The organism is Pseudomonas petrae (assembly GCF_021728295.1).
In the GTDB taxonomy this organism is placed as follows: Bacteria; Pseudomonadota; Gammaproteobacteria; order Pseudomonadales; family Pseudomonadaceae; genus Aquipseudomonas; species Aquipseudomonas petrae.
The window spans coordinates 650,711-663,139 of record NZ_JAKJXE010000001.1 but is presented as its reverse complement, the minus strand read 5'-3'; the positions used below and the strand labels follow the sequence as shown (position 1 = coordinate 663,139).

Below are 12,429 nucleotides of genomic sequence, written 5' to 3'. Positions count from 1 at the left end.
TCAATGCGCCTCGCACGGCGCGATTTCTGGCGATTCACGTGGCGCGTCATGCAGCGCAATCATTGCTTCCCGCGCCCAGCGAACGGTAACGCGTTGCCCTGCCTGATGGTGCGCGCCGGTGTCCAGCCATTGGCTGTTGGCCTGGCTGACAGTGAGCGTTTGGCCACTATCCAGTTTTACCTCGTAGCGGGTAGCGCTGCCCTGATATTGAATGTCGTGCAGCACGCCGCTGACCTCAACGTCGCGGCTCGCCGCAACGCCCTCGGCAAAACGAATGTGCTCGGGCCGAATAGAGAAAGCGTCCGGGTTGCCGCTCAACGCCTGCGCCAGTTCGCCACGCACGACGTTGGAGGTGCCCACGAATTCCGCCACGAAGGTCGTTGCCGGTTTCATGTACAGATTGCGCGGCGTATCGACTTGCTCGATACGGCCCTTGTTGAACACCGCGACCCGGTCCGACATGGACAGCGCTTCGGTCTGGTCGTGGGTGACGAAGATGAAGGTGATGCCCAACTGGCGCTGCAGTTTTTTCAGTTCGCTCTGCATCTGTTCGCGCAGCTTCAGGTCGAGTGCACCGAGAGGCTCGTCGAGCAGCAGCACGCGTGGGCGATTGACCAGTGCCCGCGCCAGGGCCACACGCTGACGCTGGCCGCCGGACAGTTGCACGGGTTTGCGCGCGCCGTAGCCTTCGAGTGCGACCATGCTCAGGGCCTCGTCGGCCCGCTTGATTCGTTCGGCCTTGCCGACGCCTTTGACTTTCAGCCCGTAGGCGACGTTGTCCCGCACGTTCATGTGGGGAAACAGCGCGTAGTCCTGAAACACCGTGTTGACGTCACGTTGGTAGGGCGGCAGGCCGGCGGCTTCCTGGCCATGAATGCGGATCGAGCCGGCGCTGGGTTGCTCGAAGCCCGCGATCAGGCGCAGGCAGGTGGTCTTGCCTGAACCCGAGGGGCCGAGCATGGAAAAGAACTCGCCGTCCTCGATGTCGATGGACACCCGGTCCACGGCTTTCACCTCGCCGAACAGCCGCGAGACGTGGGTGAACTGGACAGCATGGGTCATGGTGGCTAATTCCCGAAATCTTTCTCGATGTGTGCACTGGGCAGGTTTGTATTTGTAGGAGCGCGCTTGCCCGCGATTGCGACATGCCTGTGACGTTGATGCTGTATGACACACCATAATCGCGGGCAAGCGCGCTCCTACAATGGATGGATGTATCTACCCAGAGAGATTCCCCGGGCCTGAATACGCTTACCTGCCACCCATGATCGCAATGTAATCCTGCGTCCAGCGGCTGTACGGCACGTACTTTCCGCCCTCGGCCTGGGGTGTTTTCCAGAAAGCGATCTTTTCGAACAGGTCGAACCCGTTGGTCTCGCAACCCTCGGCGCCGAGCAGTTCGTTGCCCTTGCACGCGTCGGGCACCACCGGCAGGGAGCCGAACCAGGCGGCAACGTCGCCCTGAACCTTCGGTTGCAGCGACCAGTTCATCCACTTGTAGGCGCAGTTGGGGTGTTTGGCCTCGGCGTGCAACATCGTGGTGTCGGCCCAGCCGGTGGCGCCTTCCTGCGGGATGGTCGAGGCGACGGGCTGCTTGTCGGCGACCAGCCCGTTGACCATGTAGCCCCACGAACTGGACGCCGCCACGCCTTCGTTTTTCACGTCGCTCATCTGCACCGTCGCGTCGTGCCAGTAGCGGTGAATGAGGGGCTGCTGGGCGCGGAGCAGGTCGAGCACGGCCTTGTACTGAGTCTCGGTGAGCTGGTAAGGGTCGACGATATTCAGTTCCGGCTTGGCGGTCTTCAAGTACAGCGCGGCGTCGGCGATATAGATCGGCCCGTCATACGCCTGGACCCGGCCCTTGTTCGGTTTGCCGTCGGGCAAATCCTGCGGCTCGAACACCACGCTCCAGCTCACCGGCGGCGTCTTGAACACGTTGGTGTTGTACATCAGCACGTTCGGCCCCCACTGGTACGGCGTGCCGTACGTTTTGTTCTCGACCGTATACCAGGGGCCATCTTTCAGGCGCGGGTCGAGGGTTTTCCAGTTCGGGATCAGCGTGGGGTCGATGGGCTGCACCCGCTTGCCGGCGATCAAACGCAATGACGCGTCGCCCGATGCGGTGACCAGGTCATACCCGCCCTTGGTCATCAGGCTGACCATCTCGTCGGACGTCGCGGCTGTCTTGACGTTGACCTTGCAGCCGGTCTCCTGCTCGAAGCCGGTCACCCAGTCGTAGGCCTTGTCGCTTTCGCCTCGCTCGATGTACCCCGGCCACGCCACGATATCCAGCTGACCCTCGCCATCGCCCACCGCCGTGAGTGCTTCAGCGGCCTGCACCGCGCCGCTGGTGAATAGTGCGGAAATAACGGCGCTCAGAATCGCGGTCTTGTGCACGGACATGGTGGGTTTGCCTCATGGTGGTTGTTTGGGCAGAGATCGGTGGTGCAGAGCGTAGTGCCCAGTTCGATCCTCGACAAACTTGACGCAGCAAATACCGAGCCCATTCGTGCAGGCGGACACGGGTGAATGAAAACCCATCATCATCCGGCCTTAGGACACCCGGCAGCCGCAACATTCAGAAGCAAACCCGCCCAACTGCCGCCGGTGCCTTCGCCTTAACCTGCGGGTCGAATCGTCTTTCCCTCTTCTGAAGGTGACGTCATGAACACTCGCGGTTTACTCGATCAATTGTTGAAATCCGGTCAGGACCTGCTGCAAAACAAGGCCGGCGCCCACGACAAGAGCGGCAAAAGCGGGCAAAACGGGCAGGGCGGGCTTGGCGATCTGCTCGGCAAGGTCGGTGGCAGCGGCCTGGGAGGCAAGCTGGGCGGCAGCCTTGGCGGGCTGCTTTCCGGTGCCGGCGGCGGTGCGTTGGCGGCGGGCGCGATGGGCTTGCTGATGGGCAACAAAGGCGCACGCAAGATGGGCGGCAAAGCGCTGACCTACGGCGGGCTCGCGGCGTTGGGCGTGCTGGCATACAAGGCCTATGGCAACTGGCAGGCGAGTCAGGGCGTGGCGCAACCGGTGGAACCGCAAACCGTGGACCGCGTGCCACCGGCCCAGGTCGAGCAGCATAGCGAGGCCATCCTGCGGGCGCTGGTGGCAGCGGCCAAGGCCGACGGCCACGTCGACGAGCGTGAACGCGAACTGATCGAAGGCGAGTTCACCCGCATCACCGGCGACAACGAACTGCAGCAATGGCTGCACGCCGAACTAAACAAGCCGCTGGACCCAGCCGATGTCGCCCGCGCGGCGCAGACCCCGGAAATCGCCGCCGAGATGTACCTGGCCAGCGTGATGATGGTCGACGAAGAACACTTCATGGAGCGCGCTTACCTGGACGAACTCGCCAAGCAGCTGAAGCTCGATCCGGCCCTCAAAACCGAGCTTGAGCATCAGGTGCGTCAGGCGCAGCCGTAAACCAGCGGGTCTGTCCGGCGACCCGTCACACATGCAACATCCGATACCCGCCAACCTGCCGGGTCAGCCCCAACGATCACTGAGGCCTGACCCGCATCCTTCTCCCGCGCTTTAAAAGCCCCCTCCAGACATCCGCCATCAATGCACTTGCACCATCAAGCAACGCCACATCAAGCCGATAGCGTGTAGGACACTTCCGATCTGGCTGTGTGTTATGGCGTTTTCCTTGTCGGAAACAGCCCGTTTATTGGGAAGGCACTAGGCTATACTCCCGCTCGCTTTGGACCGTTCGTCGGTCCGCTTCTTGAACCCGGCCATGCCGGTGTTGAACCCTTGAGGGCTGACTGTGAAGAACTGGACGTTGCGTCAACGGATTTTGGCGAGCTTCGCTGTCATCATCGCCATCATGCTGTTGATGGTGGTCGTGGCGTTCAATCGCCTGTTGGTGATTGAGACCAGCGGCGATGCGGTACGGCTGGACGCGCTGCCCGGCGTGTTTTACAGCAGCACCGTGCGCGGTGCCTGGGTTGAAAGCTACGTAGCCACCCAGCATTTACTCAGTGAAGGCGCCGGTCGCGACCTCACCAGCGCTGAAGAAGACCAGTACAAAGACTTCGAAGACCGCCTGCAGGCGCAGATCGTCAATTACCAGAAGAGCATTTTCAACGAGTCCGATCGCAATGATTTTGCCCAGTTCCTGCAACTGCGCGAACGTTACCAGTTGGTGCTCAACGGCGTGCTCGCGGCCTATCAGGGCGATAATTACGCGCTGGCCCAGCGAATTTTCACAGAGCAGCTGACGCCCATGTGGTTTGAGGGCCGCAAGCAACTCAACGCCCTCGGCGCCAAGAACAAGGTGGTCGCCGACAAGGCCTCCGACGCCATTCAGGCCGCTGTTTCCAGCGCCAAAATCACCCTCGGCATCTCGCTGATCATCGCCTTGCTGGCGGCGGCTGCCTGCGGCTTGTTGCTGATGCGCGCGATTCTGGCACCGATGAACCGCATCGTGCAGATTCTCGACACCATGCGCACCGGTGACCTGAGCACGCGGCTGGCGCTGGACCGCAACGATGAGTTCGGATCGGTGCAGACCGGTTTCAACGACATGGTCGCCGAGCTCGCCGCATTGGTGTCCCAGGCGCAGCGCTCGTCGATTCAGGTGACCACGTCGGTGACCGAGATTGCCGCCACCTCCAAACAGCAACAGGCAACGGCCACCGAGACCGCTGCGACGACAACGGAAATCGGCGCCACGTCCCGCGAGATTGCCGCGACGTCCCGGGATCTGGTGCGCACCATGACGGAAGTGACTTCGGCTGCGGATCAGGCTTCGGTCCTGGCGGGCTCCGGTCAGCAAGGCCTGGCGCGGATGGAAGAAACCATGCACTCGGTCATGGGCGCGGCCGATCTGGTCAACTCCAAGCTGGCGATCCTCAATGAGAAGGCCGGCAACATCAATCAGGTCGTGGTGACCATCGTCAAAGTCGCCGACCAGACCAACCTGTTGTCGCTCAACGCGGCCATCGAAGCCGAAAAAGCCGGCGAATACGGCCGAGGCTTTGCCGTCGTCGCGACCGAGGTCCGGCGTCTGGCCGACCAGACCGCCGTGGCCACCTACGACATTGAACAGATGGTTCGCGAGATCCAGTCGGCAGTGTCGGCGGGCGTCATGGGCATGGACAAGTTCTCCGAAGAAGTGCGTCGCGGCATGTACGAAGTCACCCAGGTCGGCGAGCAGCTTTCGCAGATCATCCATCAGGTGCAGGCGCTGGCGCCGCGTGTCTTGATGGTCAACGAAGGCATGCAGGCCCAGGCCACCGGCGCCGAACAGATCAACCAGGCGCTGGTGCAGTTGGGCGATGCCAGCAGCCAGACCGTCGAATCCCTGCGTCAGGCCAGCTTCGCCATCGACGAGCTGAGCCAGGTGGCGGTGGGGCTGCGTAGCGGCGTTTCGCGTTTCAAGGTCTGAGTCAGGCCCATGATCGAGCATTCAGCCAAGCGCAGCGCTGCGGTGTTGCCGAAGAACAAGCTGTTCCTGCTGTTCCGCATCGGCGCGGAACGCTATGCGCTGCAAGCGACAGAAGTCGCCGAAGTGCTGCCACGGCTGGTGCTCAAGCCCATCGCACAAGCGCCGCACTGGGTCGCCGGGGTGTTTGCCCATCGGGGCGCGATCGTGCCGGTCATCGACCTCAGCGCGCTGACCTTCGGCCATCCCGCTCAGGTGCGCACCAGCACACGGCTGGTGCTGGTGCATTACCGCCTTGGCGGCGATCGCCCGGTGCGGGAGTTGGGCTTGATCCTCGAACAGGCGACCGACACGCTGCGCTGCTCGCCCCATGAGTTCAAAGCCTACGGCCTGGACAACTCGCAGGCGCCGTATCTGGGCCCGGTGCGCGAGGACGAACACGGCCTGCTGCAATGGATACGCGTGGAAGACTTGCTCAGTGACGCCGTGCGCGAACTGTTGTTTCCCGAGCAGCCCATGAGCCTTGATGCCTTCGAGGCCGCGCCATGAGCAGCGATGCGCGTTTCTTCGCCTTTCTCAAAGACCGCATCGGGCTGGACGTCGCATCGGTGGGCGAGGCGATCATCGAGCGCGCCGTGCGTCAGCGCTGCACGCTCTCCAAGGCGCGGGACCACGACGACTACTGGCAGACGCTGCTCGTTTCGACGGACGAGCAGCAGGCGCTGATCGAAGCGGTGATCGTCCCCGAGACGTGGTTTTTCCGTTATCCGGAATCCTTCGCCACCCTCGGCAAACTGGCCACTGCCCGGCTGGCGCAGCTCAACGGTGTGCGTCCGCTGCGGATTCTCAGCTTGCCGTGCTCCACCGGCGAGGAGCCTTATTCGATCGCCATGGCGCTGTTCGATGCCGGTCTGCGAGGCCCGCACTTCAGCGTCGAGGCGGTGGACATCAGCCCGCTTTCAATCCAGCGCGCACGCCGGGGCGTGTATGGCAAAAACTCCTTTCGCGGCGATCAACTGAGTTTCCGGGAACGTTTTTTCAGCGCGGCCGAGGAGGGCTATCGCCTGGAGGAGCGGGTGCGGGATCAGGTCCGCTTTCAGTCCGGCAACCTGCTCGATCCCGCCATGCCGGTGGCGCAGTCGGCGTACGACTTCGTGTTCTGCCGAAACCTGCTGATCTACTTCGACGTCGACACTCAGCGTCAGGGCTTTGATGCACTCAAGCGCATGACTCGCGACGATGGCGTGCTGTTCATCGGTCCCGCCGAGGGCAGCCTGCTCGGGCGCATGGGCATGGTGTCGATCGGCATTCCCCAATCGTTCGCCTTTCGTCGGCGTGAAGAGGCTGTTCCCGAACCCCACAGCGTCCTGAGTGCCCCAGCCATGCAGCCGTCGCGAAGCGATTCATTGTCTGCTCACTCAACGTCTGCTCACTCGACATCGGCCCTGTCGCGCGGCACTCCTAAACCGCAGCCCTTTGCGCCGAGGTTGTCGAGTGATCCTGCGCTGACCGAAGAACGCAGGGCTGCGCTTAGACCCGACATCAAGGCGGTGGCGGCGACGGGCGCTGGCAGTGGCGACGCTGCCGAGTTGCTGCGCAGCATCGCGGCCCTTGCCAACGAAGGGCGTAGTGCCGAGGCGAAGGTTGCGTGCGAGCAGTACCTCAAGCGCTTTGAACCCGTGGCCCCGGTGTTTTACTGGCTGGGCCTGCTCAGCGAAGTGGCGGGGGAGACGAGCGCGGCACAAGGGTTTTATCGCAAGGCGTTGTATCTGCAACCGCAGCATCCGGAAACCCTGGCGCAACTGGCCGCGCTGCTTGCCGCCCAGGGCGACAGCGCAGGGGCCCGGCGGCTGCAGGAGCGCGCGGCACGGGGTGTCACTAAAGAAGGACGCAGTGGATGAGTCGCGTACACACAGAGCTGGTCAGCGACGACGCCGCGGCGATCGACGACTGCTGGAACCGCATCGGCATCCATGGCGACCGGTCCTGCCCGCTGCTTGCCGATCACATTCATTGCCGCAACTGCTCGGTGTACTCGGCAGCGGCAACGCGCTTGCTCGACCGTTACTCGCTGGCGCAGGAGCAGCGTGTGTCGATGCACAGCGATGCGCTTGCCGTCGACGTCGAAACCCGCTCGACCGTGGTGTTTCGTCTCGGCGAAGAGTGGCTCGGTCTGCCGACCCGTTGTCTGGTGGAAGTGTCGCCGGTGCAAGCCATTCATTCGCTTCCGCACCAGCGTTCCCGCGCCTTGCTGGGCGTTGCCAATGTGCGCGGCGCCCTGGTGGCATGCCTGTCGTTCGTTGAACTGCTCGGGCTGGACCCTTCAGTCGCGCCGGTCGGCGATGCCCGAACATTGCCCCGCATGCTGATCGTTTCGGCAGACGGCGGTCCGGTGGTGGTGCCGGTGGACGAGGTCGACGGCATTCACGCCATCGAAGCGCGCCTGCTGGATACCGCCTCGGCGTCGGCGCAGAACAGCAACGCGCGCTTCACCCGAGGCGTCGTGCAATGGAAGAACCGCAGCCTGCGCCTGCTCGATGAAGACCAGCTGTTGTCGGCCGTAAAACGGAGCCTGACATGACGCCCGATCAGATGCGCGACGCGTCGCTGTTCGAACTCTTTACCCTGGAGGCGGAAGCCCAGACCCAGGTCTTGAGCGCGGGCCTGCTGGCCCTTGAGCGCAACCCGACTCAGGCCGATCAGCTGGAAGCGTGCATGCGCGCGGCCCATTCGCTGAAAGGCGCGGCGCGCATCGTCGGGGTCAACGCCGGCGTCAGCGTTTCCCACGTCATGGAAGATTGCCTGGTCAGCGCCCAGGAAGGCCGATTGCACCTGCTGCCCGAGCACATCGACGCCCTGCTGATGGGCACCGATTTGTTGATGCGCATCGCCACGCCTGGCGCCACCGTGCCTCAGGCGGATGTGGACGGCTATGTGGCGCTGATGAACAACATGGTCAGCGACGATCCGGCGATGAAAGCCATGCTGGTGCCCACCGCGCTGCCTTCCCTCGAAGACATCCTGCTCGCCAACGCGCAGTCGCTGGTCACCTCGCTTCAGTCGGCGCAAGACTCGGCGGCCGAAGAACTGGCCGCCGTCGTCGTCGAACCCGTTGCCGACCCGGCGCTTAAAGCAGATGGCCCCGGTGAACGACGTGTGGTCGAGACCGGCGAACGGGTCCTGCGCGTCACCGCCGAACGCTTGAACAACCTGCTGGACCTGTCGAGCAAGTCGCTGGTCGAGACTCAACGGCTGAAGCCGTATCTGGCCGCGATGCAGCGGGTCAAACGCACACAGACCGGCGCAACCCGAGCGCTGGACAGTCTCGAAGCCTTGCTCGGCGCCAACGCCGATCCTGACGCCCAAAAGGCCCTCGAAGAAGCGCGGCGGTTGCTCGGCGAAGCGCAGCATTTGCTGATTCAACAGACGGCCGACCTCGACGAGTTCGGCTGGCAGGCCTCGCAACGCGCGCAACTGCTCTACGACACCGCGCTGGCCTGCCGCATGCGCCCGTTTGCCGATGTGCTGGTGGGGCAGGCGCGCATGGTCCGTGATCTGGGCCGTTCGCTGGGCAAGCAAGTGCGCCTGGAAATCGACGGGGAAAAAACCCAGGTCGATCGCGACGTGCTGGAAAAACTCGAAGCACCGCTCACCCATTTGCTGCGCAACGCCGTCGACCACGGCATTGAGCTGCCGGCACAACGCATGGCCTGCGGCAAGCCGGCCGAGGGGCTGATCCAGTTGAAGGCCTCGCACCAGGCCGGTCTGCTGGTGGTCGAGCTGATCGACTACGGCGCCGGCGTTGACCTCGAACGCCTGCGCTTGAATATCGTCGAGCGCAAACTCTCGCCCGCCGAAACCGCGGCGCAGTTGAGCGAGGAAGAACTGCTGAGCTTCCTGTTCCTGCCCGGGTTCAGCATGCGCGACACGGTCACCGAAGTGTCCGGCCGAGGGGTTGGGCTGGACGCGGTTCAGCACATGGTTCGACAGCTGCGTGGCGGCGTCGAACTGGACCAGCGCGCCGGTCAGGGCAGCCGCTTCCATCTGGAGGTGCCGCTGACGTTGTCGGTGGTGCGCAGTCTGGTGGTGGAAGTCGGCGGCGAAGCGTATGCCTTTCCGCTGGCGCACATCGAGCGGATGCGTGACGTGCGCGCCGACGAAATCGTGCAACTGGAAGGGCGTCAGCATTTCTGGCATGAAGAGCGTCACGTCGGGCTGGTCGCCGCCACTCAGCTGCTCAACCGTCCGGCCAGCCAGCACAGTGAAGACGTGCTCAAGGTGGTGGTCATTCGCGAACGCGAGGCGGTGTATGGCGTCGCCGTGGAACGCTTCATTGGCGAACGCACGCTGGTGGTTTTGCCGCTGGATCCGCGCCTGGGCAAGGTGCAGGACATCTCCGCCGGTGCGTTGCTTGACGACGGCTCGGCGGTGCTGATCATCGACGTCGAAGACATGCTGCGTTCGGTGGAAAAACTCCTCAACACCGGGCGCCTGGAACGCATTGATCGGCGCAGTCGTCAGGCTGACGCACGGGTGCGTAAACGCGTGCTGGTGGTCGATGACTCGCTGACGGTGCGCGAACTGGAGCGCAAATTGCTGCTCAGCCGTGGCTATGAAGTGGCGGTGGCCGTGGATGGCATGGACGGCTGGAACGCGTTGCGCGGCGAAGATTTCGACTTGCTCATCACCGACATCGACATGCCGCGTATGGACGGCATCGAGCTGGTGACGCTGGTGCGCCGCGACAGCCGCCTGCAATCGCTGCCGGTGATGGTGGTGTCGTACAAGGACCGTGAAGAAGATCGCCGTCGCGGACTGGACGCCGGCGCCGATTATTATCTGGCCAAGGCCAGTTTCCATGACGACGCGCTGCTCGATGCAGTCGTTGAGTTGATAGGAGATGCGCAGGGATGAAGATCGCCATCGTCAACGACATGCCCATGGCGGTGGAGGCGTTGCGCCGTGCGCTGGCCTTCGAGCCGGCGCACCAGATTGCCTGGGTGGCCAGCAACGGTGCCGAGGCGGTGGAGCGCTGCGCCCAGCTGACGCCCGATCTGATATTGATGGACCTGATCATGCCGGTAATGGACGGCGTGGAGGCGACTCGACGTATTATGGCGGCGACACCGTGCGCCATCGTCATTGTCACCGTGGATCGCGAGCAGAATGTGCATCGGGTGTTCGAAGCCATGGGCCATGGCGCGCTGGACGTGGTCGACACGCCCGCGCTGGGGGCCGGCAACCCCAAGGACGCAGCTGCGCCTTTGTTGCGCAAGATACTTAATATAGGCTGGCTCATTGGCGAGCGGGACACGCGGGTTCGCCCCGTGCCGTCACCGGTGCGCGAGGCGGCACAGCGTCAGCGGTTGATCGCGATCGGGTCATCGGCCGGCGGGCCCGCCGCGCTGGAAATACTGCTCAAGGCGCTGCCGAAGGATTTTCCGGCCGCCATCGTGCTGGTGCAGCATGTGGATCAGGTATTCGCCGAAGGGATGGCGCAATGGCTGAGCAGCTCTTCGGGGCTGGAGGTCAGGCTGGCGCGCGATGGCGAGCCGCCGCAAGTGGGCACGGTGCTGCTGGCAGGCACCAACCACCATATTCGTCTGCTCAGGAACGGCAAACTGGCGTACACCGCAGAGCCGGTTAACGAAATTTACAGGCCCTCCATCGACGTGTTTTTCGAAAGTGTGGCCAGCTATTGGAATGGTGACGCAGTGGGTGTTTTGTTGACCGGCATGGGCCGTGATGGTGCGCAGGGACTCAAGCTGATGCGTCAGCGGGGCTTTCTCACCATCGCCCAGAATCAGGAAAGCTGTGCGGTATACGGCATGCCCAAAGCGGCTGCGGCGATTGACGCTGCCATGGAAATTCGCTCACTGGACTCGATCGCACCTCGCTTGAAGGAGGTATTCACCCAATGAATTTCCAGGTGATTTCACAGCCCGCCTGTGACCAGGAGACCCCGCATGCATGATTTGCAACTGGACGATCTGAACGCCACGGATGAAAACGCTGCCATGGTGTTGCTCGTCGACGATCAGGCCATGATCGGCGAGGCTGTCCGGCGCGGGCTGGCGCACGAAGAAAACATCGACTTCCATTTCTGCGCCGATCCGCATCAGGCGATTGCGCAGGCGACTCTGATCAAACCGACCGTCATCCTTCAGGATCTGGTCATGCCCGGCCTGGACGGCCTGACCCTGGTGCGCGAGTACCGCAACAACCCGAAAACCCGTGACATCCCGATCATCGTGCTCTCGACCAAGGAAGATCCGCTGATCAAGAGCGCCGCCTTTGCCGCCGGGGCCAATGATTACCTGGTCAAACTGCCGGACAACATCGAACTGGTCGCGCGCATTCGCTACCACTCGCGCTCGTACATGACGCTGCTGCAGCGCGACGAAGCCTATCGTGCGTTGCGGGTCAGTCAGCAACAGCTGCTCGACACCAATCTGGTGCTGCAGCGCCTGATGAACTCCGACGGCTTGACCGGCCTGTCCAACCGCCGCCACTTCGACGAGTACCTGGAGCTGGAATGGCGCCGCTCTACCCGGGAGCAGACGCAGATCTCGCTGTTGATGATCGACGTGGATTACTTCAAGGCCTACAACGACGCCTTCGGGCATCTCGAAGGTGATGAAGCCCTGCGTCAGGTTGCCAAGGCCATCCGCGCCAACTCCAGCCGTCCCTCCGATCTGCCCGCGCGTTACGGCGGCGAAGAGTTCGCGCTGGTGCTCCCCAACACCTCCCCGGGTGGCGCACGCCTGCTGGCGGAAAAACTGCGCCAGACCATCGCCAGCATGAACATCCCCCACATCGCCCCGAGCCAGGGCTCGAGCCTGACGGTCAGCATCGGTCTGGCCACTGTCGTGCCGCAGGTGGGCAGCCACAGTCGCCAGCTGATTCAGAGTGCCGATCAGGGGTTGTACGCGGCGAAGCATAACGGGCGTAATCGGGTGGCGGTGGGGTAGGGCGAGGATCCACATTCCTGCGCGCTCTGGCCGGAACCGGGTTGGGTCCTCGTCAACAACAACGAACAC

Annotated in this window: 10 protein-coding genes; 8 read left to right on the top strand and 2 right to left on the bottom strand. The window is 63.2% G+C overall.

Translation table 11 applies throughout. From position 1 onward, the window contains the following. Positions 1 to 1,062, bottom strand: a complete 1,062-nt coding sequence (locus L4G42_RS02810; RefSeq protein WP_237251163.1) for an ABC transporter ATP-binding protein — start codon at positions 1,060 to 1,062, stop codon at positions 1 to 3. 189 nt (positions 1,063 to 1,251) lie between these two features. After that, the gene (gene ydcS, locus L4G42_RS02805; protein WP_237251162.1) at positions 1,252 to 2,403 is read right to left on the bottom strand and encodes a putative ABC transporter substrate-binding protein YdcS; all 1,152 of its coding nucleotides are present in this window, start codon (positions 2,401 to 2,403) and stop codon (positions 1,252 to 1,254) included. Between the two features lie 261 nt (positions 2,404 to 2,664). On the opposite strand from ydcS, the gene L4G42_RS02800 reads away from it, so the two are divergent. From L4G42_RS02800 to L4G42_RS02765, 8 genes are all read left to right on the top strand, one after another. Continuing rightward, complete coding sequence (locus L4G42_RS02800; RefSeq protein ID WP_237251161.1) at positions 2,665 to 3,423, top strand: tellurite resistance TerB family protein; 759 nt, start codon at positions 2,665 to 2,667, stop codon at positions 3,421 to 3,423. Between the two features lie 346 nt (positions 3,424 to 3,769). Beyond that, complete coding sequence (locus L4G42_RS02795) at positions 3,770 to 5,392, top strand: methyl-accepting chemotaxis protein (RefSeq protein WP_237251160.1); 1,623 nt, start codon at positions 3,770 to 3,772, stop codon at positions 5,390 to 5,392. Positions 5,393 to 5,401: 9 nt separating this feature from the next. Beyond that, positions 5,402 to 5,938, top strand: a complete 537-nt coding sequence (locus L4G42_RS02790) for a chemotaxis protein CheW (RefSeq protein ID WP_237251159.1) — start codon at positions 5,402 to 5,404, stop codon at positions 5,936 to 5,938. Continuing rightward, a complete protein-coding gene (locus L4G42_RS02785) occupies positions 5,935 to 7,290 on the top strand; it encodes a CheR family methyltransferase (RefSeq protein WP_237251158.1) in 1,356 nt (451 codons plus the stop codon). Before L4G42_RS02790 ends, L4G42_RS02785 begins: the two co-directional genes overlap by 4 nt. After that, complete coding sequence (locus L4G42_RS02780) at positions 7,287 to 7,970, top strand: chemotaxis protein CheW (RefSeq protein ID WP_237251157.1); 684 nt, start codon at positions 7,287 to 7,289, stop codon at positions 7,968 to 7,970. The genes L4G42_RS02785 and L4G42_RS02780 overlap by 4 nt, the downstream gene beginning before the upstream one ends. Further along, on the top strand, positions 7,967 to 10,303 hold the full coding sequence (locus L4G42_RS02775) for a hybrid sensor histidine kinase/response regulator (protein WP_237260489.1): 2,337 nt from the start codon (positions 7,967 to 7,969) through the stop codon (positions 10,301 to 10,303). The genes L4G42_RS02780 and L4G42_RS02775 overlap by 4 nt, the downstream gene beginning before the upstream one ends. Next, positions 10,300 to 11,310: a chemotaxis response regulator protein-glutamate methylesterase gene (gene cheB, locus L4G42_RS02770; protein WP_237251155.1), complete on the top strand. Its 1,011-nt coding sequence runs from the start codon at positions 10,300 to 10,302 to the stop codon at positions 11,308 to 11,310. The genes L4G42_RS02775 and cheB overlap by 4 nt, the downstream gene beginning before the upstream one ends. Before the next feature lie 45 nt (positions 11,311 to 11,355). After that, the gene (locus tag L4G42_RS02765; protein WP_237251154.1) at positions 11,356 to 12,360 is read left to right on the top strand and encodes a response regulator; all 1,005 of its coding nucleotides are present in this window, start codon (positions 11,356 to 11,358) and stop codon (positions 12,358 to 12,360) included. Positions 12,361 to 12,429 lie beyond the last annotated feature (69 nt).